Origin of the sequence: Clostridium paraputrificum AGR2156, from assembly GCF_000424025.1 — a bacterium.
Taxonomy (GTDB): Bacteria; Bacillota; Clostridia; order Clostridiales; family Clostridiaceae; genus Clostridium; species Clostridium paraputrificum.
Genome location: NZ_AUJC01000008.1, coordinates 23,675 through 42,012, shown reverse-complemented (window position 1 = coordinate 42,012; position 18,338 = coordinate 23,675). Strand labels below are relative to the sequence as shown.

Below are 18,338 nucleotides of genomic sequence, written 5' to 3'. Positions count from 1 at the left end.
TTATATATCTGTGTCATAAAAAAAGTTTTTCTTAGATAAAAATAAATAAGATAAATACGGAACTGTAATATTTATTATTAAACCTAACGCTAATGAAAATATTAGAGGTATAAAAATATTCACAGCACTAATAACAACATTATAGGGAACTAACATAATAATATAACTTCCTATATATGGTCCAAATATAAGTATTGGTACAGAAGATATAACAAATGTATAGTATCCTTCCATTACAACTAGCTTTTTAACATCTCTCCTGTGCATACCTATTGCCATTAAGGTTTCAAACTCTACTCTTCTTGATATAAGGCTTGTTAAAGTACTATTAGTAATATTTAAAATAGCTATAATTTCTATGATTATAGATATTATTAATCCTATTTTAGCAACACCATTCTGAAATTTTATAATATCACTTCTAATATTTATACTAGAAAATCCATCTCCATTTTCATTAAAAAACATACTTAAACACTTCTCTACATCCAAAGATAAATAAGCATTAATTGCAAATATTATAATTATAGATGCAAAAATAATAGATCCTATAGTTAATGTGCTTCTATTTTTATTACTAAGTATATTAGAAATAGCAATATCTTTTAATCTAATTCTTCCATTTGTTAAAGAAATACTCCTACTTTTATCTAAAGTCTGAGAACTATCACTGTAGTCAGATTTTATATTTTCAACTGTATCAGATGGTTTACTGCTACTAAAATTAATTATCATAGCAATAACAACTAAAGTTAATACTATTAAAAAGTAGGGGTACCTTACTTCTCCTATTAATGTATACCCAGTAATATTAACTACATCTTTACATATAAAATTACTTATTAAGTATGCAATTGCTATACCTAAAGGAATTCCTATAATACTACACTTCATTCCCTGATAGAATAATAGTTTCCTTACATTCCTGCCCTTCATTCCAACAACTCTTAATAATTTATAAGTACTTCTTTCTGTAATTACATGAATATATAAAATAGTGTATATTATGAGATATGATGCAAAGGATATTAAGATTATTAGAAAGGTAATTACCATAGTACAATTTGTAAGCATTGTCATATTACCAGAATATATACTTAATTTATCATTACTATCTTTAATAATACCTACAACATTGAATTCATTACTCTGTAGAACACTTCCTTTTTCGTCAATCATAACACCAACATTAATCTTACTTCCTACTTTTACACCTTTTAAGATGTTATACGCCTCATAACTTAGCAATAGGTCATTTGAGTTTTTGGGAAAGTCTCCTACCAAAAGATTTATTCCTTCCTTTTTAAAAAACTCTGGTGATGAAGTTTTCTTTAGGACTATTCCATCCTTTTCATATATTAAAGTTTGGTTGTTTAAACCATTATATATATCTTGGGCAGTAAAGATTATGTTCTTAACCTTTGAAACTTCATAAGGTATACTACCTCCATTTATGAATTCATTTACATCTCCATCAACATCTCCTTGTATATACTCTTGGCTTTCATAAAACTTAATAGTTTCTTTAGCATTGTAACCAATAATAAAAGTAACCATTATAAGAGAAGTAGAAAACATAATTGCTAAGGTTAAAAATATATTTCTCATCTTACAATTACTAGATATTTCATTACATAACTTAAATAAAATCCTTCTATTCTTACTATCAATCATATTTTAATCCTCTACTATTTTCCCATCTTCTATTCTTATGGTTCTATGAGCTAACTGAGATATATCTTCATTATGAGTTATCATTACAATAGTTTGATTATATTTCTGAGCTGAATACCTTAACAAGCCAACTACTTCTTGGCTCATCTTAGAATCTAAATTACCTGTTGGTTCATCAGCTAAAATTAAAGCTGGTTTTGAAGCTAAGGCCCTTGCTATTGCAACCCTTTGCTGCTGTCCTCCAGAAAGCTGTGAAGGTAAAAAGTTGATTCTATTTTCAAGTCCTAAAGTCTTTATAATTTCACTAATATACTCCCTATTTACTTTAAGTCCATCAAGTTCTATTGGCAAAACTATGTTGTCATAGACCTTTAGCACATTAATTAAACTATAATTTTGAAATATAAAACCTATTTGTCTTCTCCTAAAAACTGTTAGTCTATCTTCATCTAAAGAATAAATATCCTCACCATCAATTACTACCCTGCCCTCATCTGGCCTGGTTAAACCACCTAAAATATGAAGTAACGTAGTTTTACCACTGCCAGAAGAACCTATAATTGCTACGAACTCTCCCTTCTTTATTTCTAAGCTAATGTTATCCGCTGCTTTTACTAATTTTTCTCCACTACCAAAATACTTTTTTAAACCAATTGCCTCTATCATAACTTTTCCCCTCATTTATATTTTATAAAATGAAAATAACATTCTAATCTCAAAATAAAATTAAATATCACACTTTTGTTACTTTTACAAAAAAGGTGTGGCGGATATTTATTTCCCTTATTCCGTCGCAAGCTCCAAGTGACATGGAAACAAATATTCACCTCACGCGTACTAAAGGTAAGGAAATTATAAAGTTACTATCCTTTATTTTATATTTTTTAATATGAAAATGTAATAATACCTTTGATTTATAGCTAATTGAAATTTTATAATTTACTAGACAGTAAAATAAGAGGTGATAAACACCTCTTTAAACTGACTATTTCTTTAATAAAAATACTGAAAAAGTAGATCCAACTCCTTTTTGTGATGATACCTTAATATATCCACCCTCCTTGTATATTATCTCCCTAGCTAAATATAAGCCAACACCAAGTCCCTTAACCTCCTTAACATCATCACTTCTATAAAATCTTTTAAATATGTTGTTTATCTCACTCTTATGTACTCCAATTCCTTCATCAATTATATCAATTCTAACAAACATATCTAAGGGAATTACCTTAACTTTAATATTACTTCCTTTATTAGAATATTTAATTGCATTTTCAATTAAATTAAGTAAAGCTTCAGATGTCCATTTTAAATCAAATATTCCTTTAATAGTTCTATCGCATACCACCTCTATGCAAATATTCTTCTTCTCTCCTTCAGAAAAAGCTCCGCTTAAGGCTAATGCTAAAACCTCTTCAATAAAATACTCACCTTCACTTAATGAAATCAGCTCACTTTCAAGTCTAGATATTTTTATAAGTCCATCAATAAGCCACTTTAACTTATTAATTTGACCATCCATTAATAATAAAAACTCCCTACTTTGATTAGCGTCTAAGTTCTTTTCTATTAAAGTAGAATTATACATAGAAATATTGGTTAAAGGTGTTTTTACTTGATGTGACAAATCAGTAATAAAGGATTGAATTCTACTCTTTTCTTCCTCATACTTATTCTTTTCAGATTGAAGTATGGATATCAATTCCTTTAGTTTATTATCTTCCCTTGAGGATATTGTATCCTCTGTAATATTAAATTTAGCATCCATCTTCTTATCCATTACTTCTTCTAAGAAATCACACCTTTTATCTGATAATTTAACTATGCTTATCTTTATGGACATAAAAGTAATTAAAACTGTTATAAGTGAAATGAAAACATTTATGGCAAACACAAGCATTAAGTATTCATTTTCTTTATCCAACATAAAACAATATCCTATAAGTAACATGAAGGCAGAAATGGATATATAAATGTAAAGTAGCTTTTGGGAAAATAGTTTCATTTTATGCATCCTCTCCAATCCACATATAACCTATACCATATATTGTCTTTATATACTTCACTCCATCATCCTTACTTTCAATTTTGCTTCTCAATCTATTTATATTTACTGTTAGGGCATGTTCATCAATAAAGTTCTGATCTTTATCCCACAGCTCCTCTAAAAGATTATTTCTTGTAAGAACTTTTCCTTTTGAATTAACAAAAACCTTTAAAAGCTTAAACTCTGTTGGAGTAATATCAACTCTCTCTCCATTTTTATTAAGTATAAATTTATCAAAATCAATCTCTAAATTATTAATCTTATAAATATAAGTTTTTTTATTGCCTTCATACCTTCTTAGTACAGCTTGTACCCTTTCTTTCATAATACTTAAGCTAAATGGCTTAGTTATATAATCATCTGCTCCAAGTTTAAAACCATTAACTATATCAAACTCCATATCACAAGCACTTAAAAATATAATTGCAGTATTTTTGTTCTTTAATCTGATCTCACTACATAAATCAAAGCCACTTCCATCTGGAAGATTAACATCTAAAATTATTAAGTCATAGTCCTTTTCTATTTCTAATCTTCCTTCAAAAAGTGAATATACTCCCTTTACATCAAAACCTTCTTCTTTTAAATTAAAAGTGATTCCTTTATTTAATGCTCTGTCGTCTTCTATTATTAGTATCTTTTTCATTTTATCCCCCACATAATTACCCGCAATGCTTTTTATACATTAAGAGAAACACCATCAACAGTGGTGTTTCCTCATTATCTTTCTTATCCTATTTATCTTGATTATTATCTTCTCTTATCTTTAAAATATCTTACCTTATCTTCTTCATTTATTTCTCTAAGAACTCTACAAGGATTACCCACAGCAACAACTCCCGATGGAATGTCTTTTGTAACTACACTTCCTGAACCAATTACAGTATTCTTTCCAATTGTTACCCCAGGATTAATTATTACTCCTGCTCCTATCCATACATTATCCTCTATATTTATAGGAAAAGCATACATATCTCCTTCATTTCTCCAATTAGGATCAACAGGGTGACCAACTGTAATTAAGGTAACTCTTGGCCCAAATAAAACATGATTTCCAATATTTATTGGAGCTGTGTCTAAAAAAATACAATCAAAATTTACAAAGCACGTATGACCAAAGGAAATATTTTTACCATATTCACAATTAAAAGGTGGTAATATATGTACATCCCCACTCTCTTTAAATAACTCCTTTAACATAGGTTCGTTTCTTCCAACATTTAAAGCATTTCGTGCATTAAACTCATAAAGTATATTACGTGCATTGCACATATCTTTGTGCATTTCTGGATCTCCAGGTCTAAATAGTTCCCCATCTCTTATACGATCTTTTACACTTTTATCCATATTAATCACCTCTAAATATTAATAACCCTAATTACATTAAAACACTTTTTTGTATACCTTTCCACTATTATCTATACAAATAAAGAAAAAACATTATTAAATTCGTAATACCTCCTATATATTACAATACTTTTCTATATTAATTACATCAATACTACAAATATTATATATAAAAAAATAGCTAATGCACATACTATTAGGTTGCATTAGCTACTCTTTTATTAATTAAAAATCACTTTGCTTCTTTCTAAGGTATTAGTAAGAAATGAAAGTAAAACCCCATAATTAGTAATATATACTTTTCTTTCTTTACATACGTTAATTCTATTTAAAATAGTTTTCCTATTAATCATACACCCGCCACAGTGTATTATTAACTTATAATTTCCTATATCCTCTGCAAAATCATATCCTATTTTAAATTCAAAATCTAATTTACCACCTACATACTTTTCTAATAGTGTTGGGATTTTTACTCTTCCTATGTCTTCATGGGAGACATTATGGCTACAACTTTCTGAAATAAGTACTTTATCACCTGGCTTAAGATTTCTTACCCCCCATACTCCATTGATAAATTCATTTATATCTCCTTTTTGTCTTGCAAAAAGCATAGAAAAGCTTGTAAGCATTATATCTTTAGGAACAATTTCATCTACAAACTTAAAAGCTTGAGAATCTGTTATTACTAAATTAACATCTTTTACCTCTTCTAATGCCTCTTTTAATTCTGTATCTCTTACAACATAACTCTTTATGCCATGATCTAAGCAATCTCTTATGCATTGAACTTGTGGAAGTATTAGCCTTCCCTTAGGTGCTTCTGAATCTATAGGAACAACTAAAATCACCTTTGAACCATATGGCAGTAGGTCTCCTATCAACGGTAATTCTTCCTCTTCTTTTTCTATTAGTTCAATAAGCTTTTCTTTAACTTCTTCTATATCACTATCCTCTTTAGTAGATATAAATATTCCATTTCCATAAGCTTTCTTCAGCTCTTTTATCTCACCATTTTCTAAGGTATCTACTTTATTTATTACAAGTAAGTAAGGGATATTATATTTCTTAAACTCTTTTTTCATTTTATTAAATGAGGATAAATCTTTATCTTTCCCATCAATAATGTAAAGAGCAATATCTGTCCTTTTTAGTAAATTTAAGGTTTTATTTACTCTTACCCCTCCAAGGACGGTATTATCTTCAAGACCAGCTGTATCAATATATAAAACTGGTCCTACTGGAATAAACTCTACCCCTTTACTAACTGGATCTGTTGTGGTTCCTTCTATTTCAGACACTATTGAAATATTAGAGTTACAAAGCTTATTAAAAAGAGATGATTTTCCAGAATTAGTTTTTCCATATAGAACTACGTGCTTTCTATTTCCTCTAGGCGTATTATTCATAATTCCTCCTAAATATACAGATCTCTTTCACCATTTTTTAATCTATCTATATTTCTTATTACAAAATCTCTAGTCTCTTTTTTATTTATTTTTTCTACTTCTCTTCTAACTAAAGCTTCTGCTTTTTTCTTAAACTCATCATCACCATAATCTAATGCATATTCCATTAAAGTAGATAATGCATTAGGTTCACAGCAATATTGAATTTCTCCAGACTTTGCAAGTTCCATAAACCTATCACCAGTTCTTCCTCTTCTATAGCAAGCTGTACAATAACTTGGAATATAACCATCATCTATTAATTCCTTTAATATTTCTAAAGGACTTCTTTCATCTGAAAGCTTAAATTGTGTAATTTCCTTTTCTTCTTCTCTTTCCTTGTAGCCACCAACTCCTGTACTTGAACCTGCACTCATTTGTGATATACCATGCTTTAATAAATCTCTTCTCATTTCAGCATCTTCTCTTGTAGATATAATCATTCCTGTAAAAGGTACTGCAATTCTAATTATTGCAACTATCTTCTTAAAGGTTTCATCATCCACTAAATGAGGAAAATTTTCTAATGATACACCTTCTGCTGGCCTAAGTCTAGGAACTGAAATTGTATGGAATCCTACACCATACTTTTCTTCTAAGTGTTCATTATGAATCATAAGTCCAAGAACCTCAAATTTAGGGTCAGATAATCCAAATAAAACTCCTGCCCCTACATCATCTATTCCACCTTCCATTGCTCTATCAAAAGCTGTCAAATGATATTCATAATTACTTTTTAAGCAATTTGGATGTACTTTTTCATAAGTAGGTTCATGATAAGTTTCTTGGAACAGAATATACGTTCCAATACCTGCTTCCTTAAGCATTTTATACTCCTCAACTGTAGTAGCTGCTATATTAACATTCACTCTTCTGATTTCCCCATTATCCCTTTGTGTACTATAAATAGTTTTTAAAGTTTCTAAAACATATTCAATAGGTGCATTTACTGGGTCTTCTCCAAGCTCTAGCGCTAATCTCTTATGCCCCATCTTTTCAAGAATTCTCACTTCTTGTGCAACCTCTTCTTGAGTTAACTTTCTCCTTTTAAAGCTATTACATCTATGGTATCCGCAATAAACACAATTATTTACACAATAATCGCTTACATAAAGTGGAGCAAACATAACTATTCTTTTACCGTATATATCTTTTTTAATTTTTCCAGCTATTTCATACATTTCTTTAATTTGTTCTTTATCTTCTATTTGAAGTAATATTGCTATATCTCTATGCTTTAAACCATCTTTTCTTTTAGCCTTTTCTAGTACCTCTTGTATTTGTTCTTTAGTAGCTTTTTTTGATTCCTCTAGAAGTCTTTCAATGTAGTCCTTATTTATAAACATAATTTTTCCTCCTTAACCCATTGAATATTATCTCCTCGACCAACCTCAACCTGAAATCCTGCTCTATTAATTCTACCTTCAATGCACCTTCTACATTCTGCTGCTTCATCTCCAGTACAAATCTTACCATCATAAAGAGAATACTTGTCCCTAACATCTGTTGGGGAAAGATTAGGCATTACTACATTTGCTCCTGCCTTAATTCCAAGTTCTCTTCCTATTGGATTTATACTTCCTAACGCAGTTGTTGCTGGTAATAAAACATTTGGTAAAAGTAATCTAACTATGGCCAAAATAGTTATTGTATCTTCTAAAGTACCACCCTTTTCATCCTTTAAACTTGTGTCTTTATGAGGTATAAAAGGACCTATCCCACACATTTCTGGTGTTAACTCTTTTACATAAAGTAAGTCATTTACTAAATCTTCTGTAGTTTGGTTAGGTAGTCCTACCATAAATCCTGCTCCTATTTGGTATCCTATCTTCCTAAGATTTAATAAACACCCTCTTCTATTTTCAAAACTAGCTCCTGGATGTAATTTTTTATATAGTTCTTTAGTTGCAGTTTCATGTCTTAAAAGATATCTATCTGCACCTGCTTTAAACATTCTTTCATAAGATTCATAACTTCTTTCACCTAAAGAAAGAGTTATTGCATTCTTGGGGAATCTTTCTTTAATCTTAGTTATTATTTCAACCATTATATCATCTGTAAAATAATCATCTTCTCCACCTTGAAGAACATAGGTTTTATAACCAAGCTTGTCTCCTATTTCTGCACATAATAATATTTCCTCTACAGAAAGCCTATATCTATCAGCTTCTTTATTTCCTCTTCTAATGCCGCAATACTCACAATTTCTTTTGCAGTAATTAGTAAACTCAATAAGGCCTCTCATATAAACCTTATCTCCGTATGTTTTCATTCTAGTATCATGAGCCTTATCTATTAGATAAGATCTAGACTCTTCATCTAGATTATCTAATAGATAAATAAGCTCTTCCCTAGAGGCATTGTTTTCATTGTATAACTTGTCAATAATGTCTCTAATATTCACCTTAAATCTCCTTTTTAGCAATTGCTGTTTTTACAGTAACTCCTGAAATATTACCAAGCTTTCCTGTTAAAGTATTTATATCATCAACCTCTCCAACAACTGTCAAAGATATTACTGATATTTCACCTTCAAATGGAATTCCCATTCTACCTTTCATACTTCCTCTAAATGATGCTACAACATCATTAAATTCACTTTGACATTCTCTTGGGTCCTCTAAAATACATCCGATTACAGCTATTCTTGCCATTTTTATACCTCCTATAATGCAAAAAGAGGTCTCTTTAATAGAGACCTCTAAGATTTACGCAAAATAAACCTAGCAAAGCTAAGTAAGTCTTATAATAATTTTGGCCTCTTTCAGATTAGATTGCTCTTTTCTGTTAGATATTATTCAAAACTTCAACTCACCTAAAAGATTTCTCTCTTAACTAAGTTGTTAATATTATAACATACTTAATTTTACTTATAAATATGAATTAGATTTTTATCTATAGGAAAATATAATCTTGTAAGGAGTGATTAATTTGGATAAAAATAATTCTAGTATAAATTCAGTTAAAAATGAACTTAGCTCTATTAAAGCTTCTTTAACAGAAGCCCATTCAAAAACTAATGACCAAGGTAAAGAAAAAATAGAAGCCTTAATGAAATGTGTTGTAAAAGCATCTGAGGAACTTTCAGATTTATAAAAGTTGAGTGGATATTTTATTTTGCTTGTTCCGTCACAAAACTTCAAGTAATCACAAAATAAATATCCACTCCATTCATGTTAAATATAAGGAAAAAAGAGAGAAATTGCAATTGCAATTTCTCTCCTAATCCTTGTTATCTATATTGTCTTAATTACCCATCTTTTCTTAATGACTTCAAAGCATTTGTAAGTTTTACTGGATTACCATATCTTAATGTTCCCATTCTGTAAATCTTAGCACCTAAAACTCCAACAAATCCTGTTGAAACAGATAATATTACTAACGAAATTACTACTTCTATAGTTTTAACACTTCCCATTGCAACTCTTACAAACATAGCCATACAAGAACTAAATGGTACATATGATAATATGTTCATAAGCATTGACTCTGGATTGTTTAATCCAAACATTACGGCCATAAAAACAACTACAAATATCATTGTAACAGGAGATGCACTTTTACCAATATCCTCTGTCTTAGAAACTAAAGCACCTAAAGCACCAAATATAAATGCATAGAATAGGTATCCAAGTAATCCAAATATAGCAAATGTAGCTAGGGTTTCACCTGAAATATTGAATATAAAGTCAAGCTTTCCTCCCCATGCTGCACTATTAACTTTGTAAGTAACTAAAGCAGAAGCTAATATTACACCTACTTGTGCTAAACTTGCAATTGTAGCAGCTATTACCTTACCAAAAATTAATGCATTACTACTTGTACTAGTCACTAGTATCTCCATAGCTCTATTACTCTTTTCAGTTGTAACAGATACTGCTATTAATTGACCGTAGTAAATAATCATAAAATATAAAACAAATATTAATCCATAAGTATAAGCAAAGTTACTTACTGTATCTTTACCTAACAATTCAACCTCTGAATTTATTTGGGTATTATATAAAGCATCTATTTCATTAACATCTATACCTTTATTGTTCAAATAACTTTCTCTATTTAATCTAGATAAATATGAATCAAACATTTGTTGATTTCCATCACTAAAGCTGCTATTTTGAACTATATATTTATAGCTTGTTGGTGAATTTAATATAAATCCTGCCTCAACTTCCTCATTATTTACAGCATTCTTTACCTCTTGCTCATTTGTAGCAACCTTCCAACTTGAACTAATAAATACATTCTCTAGACCTTTAACATCTTTAATTATATTTTCTTTATCGAAGATTATAAAGTTTTTCTTTTCTTCATCACTAACAGATTCACTTGATTCAGTCTTTTTGTCATCACCACCAAATAAACCTGACATATCAAAAAATGATGGTAAGCTTAATCCAACTATTAAAACTGCTGCAATTATTCCTGTTGTTATAAGATATCCTTTATTCTTAAAATAATTAGTTAATTCAAATCTTAGTACAGATAAAAATCCCTTCATTATTCGTCACCTGCCTTAAGTACAAATATATCATTTAAGGATGGTTCATATTCCCCAAACTTTTCTACATCAATATCACTCTTGATAATCTCAGACAATAAATCATTTTTACTTCTAGATTCTTTAAGCTCTAAAATTACGAATTCTTTCATAACTTCATCTACTCTTATTATATCTCCAAAATATTCTTCACACTTTTCTTTTAGTTCTATAGGAGAATAGTTATTCGCACTTAACATAAGCTTATTTTTACCAAAGTCCTTTTTAATATCTTTAAGATTTCCACTTAATACAACGTCACCTTTATTTATTATAGCTATGTCTTCGCAGAACTCTTCAACATAATTCATTTGGTGACTTGAGAAGATTACAAGCTTGCCATCTTGAATAAGATCTGTTACTACATCCTTAAGAATTTGTGCATTAACTGGATCTAAACCACTAAAAGGTTCGTCTAAGATTACAATTTCAGGATTACAAACTAAAGTTTGTGCTAATTGAACCTTTTGTTGATTACCCTTTGAAAGAGTTTCTAATAATCTATTTTCATATTCTTCAATTCCTAATCTCTTAAGCCAAAACTTCCCGTTTGTTTTCGCTTCCTTTAACGATATCCCTCTTAAGTTTCCTAAATACATTAACTGATCAATTACTTTTTTCTTAGGATATAACCCTCTTTCTTCTGGTAAGTAACCTATTTGAAAATCTTTAGGATTAAACTTCTTACCATCAATTATTATTTCCCCTTCATTAGCTTTAAAAACATCCATTAGAATTCTAATTGTTGTTGTCTTGCCTGCTCCATTTCTACCAAGTAACCCTAAAGCTTTTCCACTTGATATAGAAAATGAAATTCCATGAAGCACTTCTGTTTCACCAAAAGTCTTCTTTATGTTTTTCACTTCTAGCTTCATTCTTTTCCCCTCCAAATTAGTAAATATTACTATAGTAACTTTAAAACCATTATACATTTTATTAATAACCTTGTAAAGAGTTATTAATTACTTTTTATTAAAAAAGATTTTATTGCTACTTCATTAATTATATTCTACTTTTATTATGAGGGTATGGAAATAACTGAAAGTCACTTTTAACAATTACTTAAGTCACTTTTAAGATAAATGAAAGGATTTCTAAATTATAACCCTTTAATAACATCTAAAAAGTCAGTAATATGGTTAATATTCTTTTCATTTTTAATAACATCACTAACTACATAACTAAAACTATCAAGAACCTTTTGTCTATCCCTATATAATATAGTGGTACTTATTTCCAGATCATTCATAGCAGCTTCAAAATTAACAATACATTCTTTTAGATCTTCACCAAAAACACTTTTGTATGATGTAGAATCATAAACTTCTAGTGCAGCAAATAAGTTTTTTACTACAGAATTATTGATAATAAGTAGCTCTTCATCATTAATATTCTGTTCATTATATACTAAGCTCTTAGATGCATTATCTAAGTACTCACAAAATTCCCCATCAGCTATCTTTGTAGCATTTTCAATAGACTTCAAATTATAGAAAGACAGTACTAAGACTAAAAAAATAGAAATAATACTTATCCATTTATACCTTTTATTCATTTTTACACTCCTCTCTGCATCCTTATTATACAAAATAACCTATATATTTACTATAAGATTTATAAATGGTAGAATTATATTTATTTAAATAGGAGGTTATTACTATGCATCATAAGGTTTTAGTTGGGGAAAAAGTTTATCTTTCTCCAAGAAATAGCGAAGACTATAAACAATATACAGAATGGATTAATAACTTAGAAATATCTACTCTTAGTGGTTCTGCTCATATTATAAAAACAGAAATTAAAGAAAAAGAATATTTGGAGTCTAAAACTAATGATTATAACTTTGGAATTATTGAAACAAAGACAGATAAACTATTAGGATCAATAAGCTTAGCTCATATTGATCATATAAATAGAACAGCTGAATTTGGTATTTTCATTGGAGATATGAATTATCACGGTAATGGTTATGGAAGTGAAGCTATAACTTTACTTTTAGACTATGGTTTTAATATACTAAACTTAAATAATATTAGACTAACCGCCTTCTCCTATAACAAAAGAGCTATTAGATGCTATGAGAAAGTTGGTTTTAAAATGGTAGGTAAAATTAGAGAAGGAAAAATTATTGCTGGAAAGAAGTATGATTTAATTCTTATGGACATGCTTGCCTCTGAATTTAAGTCTTCTAAAATAAATAATTATTTAATAAAATAGCAATATATTTTATTAAATTAAAAGAAACTGCAAGCGCAGTTTCTTTATCTATGGCTAAATTATATTCTTTCACTAACAAGCTCAGGGACCTCTATAGTTTCTTCTTCTTCTTCCTTTACTCTTGTTAATATAAATCCTCCTATAATAAATAATACTATTAAGCTTATAATACCTTTATTGGACTGACCAGTTATTTGTGTAACTATTCCAACTAAGAATGGTCCCATAATAGCTGCAAACTTTCCAAATATATTATAGAATCCAAAGAATTCATTTGACTTCTCTTTCGGTACAAGCTTTGCAAAATAACTTCTTGATATTGCTTGAATTCCTCCCTGCGCTGATCCTACAGCCATTGCAAGTATCCAAAAATCTATAGTAGTCTTTAAGAAATATCCATATATAGAGATGATAATATAAGTTATAATTCCAACATACAGCATTTTCTTTCCACCAAACTTTTCTGCTAGTCTCCCATAAAGAATTGTAAACGGAAAAGCAACAAACTGTGTTAGCAAAAGAATAACTAATAATGAAGTCATTGATATTCCAATGTCTGTCCCATACGATGTTGCCATTCCTATAATGGTATCAACACCATCTATATAAAAGAAGTAAGCAATTAAAAACGTAAATATTTTTCTATGGTATCTAATGTCTTTAAAGGTTTTTCCAAGTCTCACAAAAGAATTCTTAACTGGATTAGGTTCTTTTTCTATGTAGTATTTTTGATTTACATTCCTTAATAATGGAATAGTAAAACTTCCCCACCATAAAGCTGTAATTAAAAAAGCAATCTTACATGCTAAAGATATATGGATACCAAGTATACCACTTTGTGTAAGCATAACTATAGCTATGGATATTATAAAAGGAATCGTACTTCCTATATATCCAAGGGCAAATCCAGCAGAAGATACCTTGTCCATACGTTCAGTTGATGTTACATCAACAAGGAATGAATCATAAAAAATATTAGCACCTGAAAATCCCAAAACAGTAAAGCCATAATTTAATAGCAATAACATTGGCATATCAGCTGGTACTAATGCTAACATAATTGTTGCAATAATTCCTAATCCACAGAAGAACTTAAAAAACTTTTTCTTATTCCCCTTATAATCTGCTATTGTACCTAGAACTGGTGCCATAAGAGATACAAATAAAGTAGAAATTGAAATTGTGTACCCCCAAAAAGCAGTAGAATTTGAAGAACTCATCCCGCCATTTTCTGAAACCATCTTAAAGTAAATTGGCAATATAGTTGAAGTAATAGTCATTGAATATGCAGAGTTGCCCCAGTCATACAGTGCCCAGCTTAACTCTTCTTTTTTTAATCCCTTCATAAAACACCCCTTCTAAATATTAAGGATTTCTTCAACTGCCTCTCCATCGATGTCATTAAATTTTAGACCTAAAACCTTTGCTAATGTAGGTCCATGATTTATAAGGTTTCCCTTATCTATAACTACTCCATTTTTAAATCCTCTTCCTGAACCAATAAAAAATGTAGTATAATTTTCTTTCTTTGGTGAGTATCCATGAGTTGCCTTATGTCTATGGGCTTTTACTCCAACCTCTTCATCCTTTATTTCATCAATGATTTCACCATCGATGTCATCAACAAAATAATAGTCTAAATTGGCCTCTATCATAAGACTTGCCTCCATATCTCCACCTGATTTTCCTATTTCTTCACCTTCTAAAATAAAATCTACAGGTAAACTCTTAAGCAATGCTTTAATCTTTTCTATTGTTTTATTATCATTTTTATCTTTTAAGTAAATATAACATGATCCATCTAAACTTTTACAAATACCCTTATAATCCAAAACCTTGCCTTTTTCATTTATTTTAATTAAACCTTCTTTTCTAAATAATGCATTAAGTTTAATAACCTTTGATGCATCTAGATGACTATGGTCCCCTAGGGCTACTATAGTACATTCATCATAAATTCCTCTTTCCTTTAGAGCACCTATAATTTCTCCTAACCTACTGTCATGTCTTAATAGTGCATCATCGATAACCTTATTACTATATCCATAATGATGTCTATTTGTATCAACGTCAGTAAAATGTATTAACATTAAGTTTGGAGCATATTTCTTTATTGTATATTTTGCAGCTTCTATAACAAAGTTATCTAAGTAAGGTTGCTCTATTCCCTTTCTAAGATTACCAAACCTCTTATTTATATCCAATTGGAAACCTAATGATCCTGCACCAGCGGACATAAATAATTGATGTTGGTAAGGTTTCACTGCAAATATTTCCGGCATATTATATGTTATTTTTGCTTTACCTGTTACTGGCCATAAAAGAGAGCAGGTAGTTAATCCTTTATCTCTTGCCAAATCATATAGGGTATCCCCCTTTATTTTATTTCTATACCAATACCAGTTTGGTAAGAAATCTCCAACTTTAAATACCGTATTATCAATGATTCCATGATTACTAGGATATTTTCCAGTAACTATTGTTGTATGAGCTGGATAAGTAAGAGTTGGATAAATAGAATCAACCCTTTTAATCCATGAACCATTCTCTATTAGCTTTTTAAAGTTAGGTAAATTCTTTAGAACTTCTACATCTTCTGACGATACAGCATCAAAAGATATTACAACCATATATTTTGACTCCATTACTAGCCTCCTTAATGTAATTTTACCTTGTGTATATTAAATACTCTCTATCACTATATTAAACCTTTGTTAAAATACTTTTCCTACATCCTTTGCACTATGTGCATCTGACCCTTTAACCATCTTAATATTATTTTTAATTGCCTTATCTAAAAATACTCCTGAAGGATAGGTTTCCTTACAATATTGTTTTCTAAGACCTGCTGTATTAAAATCTATTTCATATCCATTTTCTTTTATCGTTTTTATAACCTTATCAATCAAAGCTTCGTTTTTATAATCCATAGGATACTTTTCATTAAAAATTCTTACTAAAGTTGGATGTCCTATTCTCTTAGGCTTATACCTTCCAAGGTCTGCATTTATAGACTTAATTAAAGTTTCAAAATACTTATCATAAACCTTTTCTACTCCACCTAAGATTTTTGCTATAATTCCAAACTCATCAACACTCATATCTAAGCAATGATATACATCATCTAACCTTAAAAAATGAACAGACAGAATTCCTTCGTCTAAATATTCTCCATAATTGTCTAACATCTTCTTAATCTTTTCTTCATATCCTTCTACATAGTCAACTTCAAGACCCACATTTATTTTAATTTTATCTTTATATTCTTCTTTTATTTTAGTAGCTTCTTTTAAATATAATAATATTTCTTCTTCATTTGGAGAACATTCTTTAAGTAACTTTTCATCCATAAAGATTCCTGGAAGTGGCATATGCTCAGTAAATGTAATTTCATCAAGGCCAACATCTAGAGCTCTTTCAATATACATTTGAAAAGAGTCTTTAGTTCCATGAGGACAATAGTGTGAATGCATATGTCCATCTTTTAAGCATTTCATTAAATCATCTCCTTTATTTCATTGTATCATAGTATTATTTACAGGAAAATAAACTAATTTATTTTCAATATTGGAATTATATATAAATTTGTATATAATAGAATATTTTCGTTTTTAACAAGAGGGGGATTGACATATGGACATGAAAGTTCGAAAAAAACTCATTTTGAATGGTAATATTTATAAGGTTTTAATAACCTTGGCCGTACCAATAATGCTAAACAACTTGATACAAACCTTTTATAACCTTGCAGATGGATTTTGGGTTAGTATGATTGGTTCGGTTCAGTTTGCAGCCACATCTTTTATATGGCCAGTTGAATTCTTATTTATTTCTATTGGATCTGGTATTTCAATTGCTGGTACCTCTCTACTTTCACAACTAATTGGGGCAGGAAATTCTAAAGATTGTAGTAAGTACTCAACTCAACTTTTTGTAATTTCAATTATAGTGTCTATAGCTTTTGCCCTCGTGGGAGTATTAATAACTCCAATTGTTATTACACTTATGGGAGCTACAGGGGATTTAGCATATTATAGTAACATTTATTTAAAAATAATATTTTTAAATATGCCTTTTACATTTTACTTCTTTATTTTCAATTCTATTATGGTTGCACAAGGTAACACAGCCTTACCTACTGTTTTAAGTGGAATTAGTGCAGTGTTAAATATACTCTTAGATCCTATTTTTATATTTCCATTGAACTTAGGTATTGCTGGTGCAGCTTATGCAACACTTTTATCAAAAATAATATTATCTCTCTTTGCTTATTTAATTCTAAATAAAAGTAAATCACCTTTAAAACCTGACTTCAAGAATTTTAAATTTGATAGAGATATATTAAACAAAGTAATAAAGGTTGCCCTGCCTTCTTCTATAGGCCAGTCTGGCTCAGCACTTGGATTTATAGTTTTAAATGGATTTATAGCTTCTTATGGTACTTCAACAATGGCTGCCTTTGGAATGGTTAATAAAATTACATCTGTAATATCACAACCTGCTATGGGCATTGGTTCCGCATTAGTTGCAATTACAGGACAAAACTTAGGAAATAATAATCCTAAAAGAGTTACTGAAGCATTTAATAAAGGGTCAATTATTACAATTTTACTTACTACCGTTGGTTCATTAATTATATTTTTTAATAATGAATTGGTTATTAACTTCTTTATGCAATCTAAGGATGACTTAACTGTAATAGATCAGGGAATTACATACTTAAACTATATCCTGTATTCAATGCCACTAATGGGTATGTTTAGCGTATTCCAAGGTATTTTTCAAGGCTCTGGTCATACTAAATATTCCATGAATATGGAGATAGGTAGACTTTGGTTTGTAAGACTTCCAATGATTTTATTATTTAAAAACTTTACGCAAGTAGGCTCAGTTGGGATATGGTTTTCCATGAGTTTTAGTAATCTTGTAATATGTATTTATGGATATATTATTTATAAGTCAAATAAATGGCAAAAACAAGATATTCTATCAGATAACTTATTAGTTAAAGATGAAAAATGTATTAATAAATAATGGTGTTTATAACTCCTACATATAAATTCAA

Annotated in this window: 18 protein-coding genes; 3 read left to right on the top strand and 15 right to left on the bottom strand. The window is 29.4% G+C overall.

The annotated features are described in order from the left end of the window. The 9 genes from G594_RS0109260 to G594_RS0109220 all read right to left on the bottom strand — a co-directional run bounded on the left by G594_RS0109260 (position 1) and on the right by G594_RS0109220 (position 9,170). Positions 1-1,674 carry an ABC transporter permease gene (locus G594_RS0109260; RefSeq protein WP_027098329.1) on the bottom strand — a complete coding sequence of 558 codons (1,674 nt, stop codon included), beginning with the start codon at positions 1,672-1,674 and terminating at the stop codon, positions 1-3. 3 nt (positions 1,675-1,677) lie between these two features. Continuing rightward, positions 1,678-2,340 carry an ABC transporter ATP-binding protein gene (locus tag G594_RS0109255; protein ID WP_034866319.1) on the bottom strand — a complete coding sequence of 221 codons (663 nt, stop codon included), beginning with the start codon at positions 2,338-2,340 and terminating at the stop codon, positions 1,678-1,680. A 319-nt stretch (positions 2,341-2,659) separates the two neighbouring features. Continuing rightward, positions 2,660-3,601 (bottom strand): sensor histidine kinase, encoded by a 942-nt coding sequence (locus G594_RS0109250; protein WP_051195960.1) that lies wholly within the window; start codon positions 3,599-3,601, stop codon positions 2,660-2,662. Between the two features lie 79 nt (positions 3,602-3,680). Continuing rightward, entirely contained in the window at positions 3,681-4,367 is a 687-nt protein-coding gene (locus G594_RS0109245; RefSeq protein WP_027098326.1) for a response regulator transcription factor, read from the bottom strand. Positions 4,368-4,471: 104 nt separating this feature from the next. After that, positions 4,472-5,068 (bottom strand): sugar O-acetyltransferase, encoded by a 597-nt coding sequence (locus tag G594_RS0109240; protein WP_034866312.1) that lies wholly within the window; start codon positions 5,066-5,068, stop codon positions 4,472-4,474. A gap of 221 nt (positions 5,069-5,289) precedes the next feature. Then, entirely contained in the window at positions 5,290-6,477 is a 1,188-nt protein-coding gene (hydF, locus tag G594_RS0109235; RefSeq protein ID WP_027098324.1) for a [FeFe] hydrogenase H-cluster maturation GTPase HydF, read from the bottom strand. Positions 6,478-6,485: 8 nt separating this feature from the next. After that, on the bottom strand, positions 6,486-7,862 hold the full coding sequence (gene hydG / locus G594_RS0109230; protein ID WP_027098323.1) for a [FeFe] hydrogenase H-cluster radical SAM maturase HydG: 1,377 nt from the start codon (positions 7,860-7,862) through the stop codon (positions 6,486-6,488). Beyond that, positions 7,853-8,914, bottom strand: coding sequence for a [FeFe] hydrogenase H-cluster radical SAM maturase HydE (gene hydE / locus G594_RS0109225; RefSeq protein ID WP_027098322.1), 1,062 nt, complete (start codon positions 8,912-8,914; stop codon positions 7,853-7,855). The genes hydG and hydE overlap by 10 nt, the downstream gene beginning before the upstream one ends. Before the next feature lie 7 nt (positions 8,915-8,921). Further along, on the bottom strand, positions 8,922-9,170 hold the full coding sequence (locus G594_RS0109220; RefSeq protein ID WP_027098321.1) for a TM1266 family iron-only hydrogenase system putative regulator: 249 nt from the start codon (positions 9,168-9,170) through the stop codon (positions 8,922-8,924). A gap of 277 nt (positions 9,171-9,447) precedes the next feature. Between G594_RS0109220 and G594_RS20115 the strand changes: the two genes are divergently transcribed. Continuing rightward, the gene (locus G594_RS20115) at positions 9,448-9,612 is read left to right on the top strand and encodes a hypothetical protein (protein WP_155849302.1); all 165 of its coding nucleotides are present in this window, start codon (positions 9,448-9,450) and stop codon (positions 9,610-9,612) included. 154 nt (positions 9,613-9,766) lie between these two features. On the opposite strand, the gene G594_RS0109210 is transcribed toward G594_RS20115, so the two are convergent. The 3 genes from G594_RS0109210 to G594_RS0109200 all read right to left on the bottom strand — a co-directional run bounded on the left by G594_RS0109210 (position 9,767) and on the right by G594_RS0109200 (position 12,611). Next, on the bottom strand, positions 9,767-11,017 hold the full coding sequence (locus G594_RS0109210) for an ABC transporter permease (RefSeq protein ID WP_027098320.1): 1,251 nt from the start codon (positions 11,015-11,017) through the stop codon (positions 9,767-9,769). Continuing rightward, positions 11,017-11,931 carry an ABC transporter ATP-binding protein gene (locus G594_RS0109205; protein WP_027098319.1) on the bottom strand — a complete coding sequence of 305 codons (915 nt, stop codon included), beginning with the start codon at positions 11,929-11,931 and terminating at the stop codon, positions 11,017-11,019. Before G594_RS0109205 ends, G594_RS0109210 begins: the two co-directional genes overlap by 1 nt. A gap of 224 nt (positions 11,932-12,155) precedes the next feature. Further along, on the bottom strand, positions 12,156-12,611 hold the full coding sequence (locus tag G594_RS0109200) for a hypothetical protein (RefSeq protein ID WP_027098318.1): 456 nt from the start codon (positions 12,609-12,611) through the stop codon (positions 12,156-12,158). A gap of 104 nt (positions 12,612-12,715) precedes the next feature. On the opposite strand from G594_RS0109200, the gene G594_RS0109195 reads away from it, so the two are divergent. Continuing rightward, a complete protein-coding gene (locus G594_RS0109195; RefSeq protein ID WP_027098317.1) occupies positions 12,716-13,273 on the top strand; it encodes a GNAT family N-acetyltransferase in 558 nt (185 codons plus the stop codon). 59 nt (positions 13,274-13,332) lie between these two features. Here G594_RS0109195 and G594_RS0109185 read toward each other — a convergent pair whose 3' ends face one another. The 3 genes from G594_RS0109185 to hisJ form a co-directional block, all read right to left on the bottom strand. Next, on the bottom strand, positions 13,333-14,619 hold the full coding sequence (locus G594_RS0109185) for an MFS transporter (RefSeq protein ID WP_027098316.1): 1,287 nt from the start codon (positions 14,617-14,619) through the stop codon (positions 13,333-13,335). A 12-nt stretch (positions 14,620-14,631) separates the two neighbouring features. Further along, positions 14,632-15,918: an alkaline phosphatase family protein gene (locus G594_RS0109180; RefSeq protein ID WP_027098315.1), complete on the bottom strand. Its 1,287-nt coding sequence runs from the start codon at positions 15,916-15,918 to the stop codon at positions 14,632-14,634. A gap of 69 nt (positions 15,919-15,987) precedes the next feature. Further along, positions 15,988-16,770, bottom strand: coding sequence for a histidinol-phosphatase HisJ (gene hisJ / locus G594_RS0109175; protein WP_027098314.1), 783 nt, complete (start codon positions 16,768-16,770; stop codon positions 15,988-15,990). A 136-nt stretch (positions 16,771-16,906) separates the two neighbouring features. Here hisJ and G594_RS0109170 point away from each other — a divergent pair, with 136 nt between their 5' ends. After that, the gene (locus tag G594_RS0109170) at positions 16,907-18,307 is read left to right on the top strand and encodes an MATE family efflux transporter (protein ID WP_027098313.1); all 1,401 of its coding nucleotides are present in this window, start codon (positions 16,907-16,909) and stop codon (positions 18,305-18,307) included. The last annotated feature ends 31 nt before the right edge of the window (positions 18,308-18,338 follow it).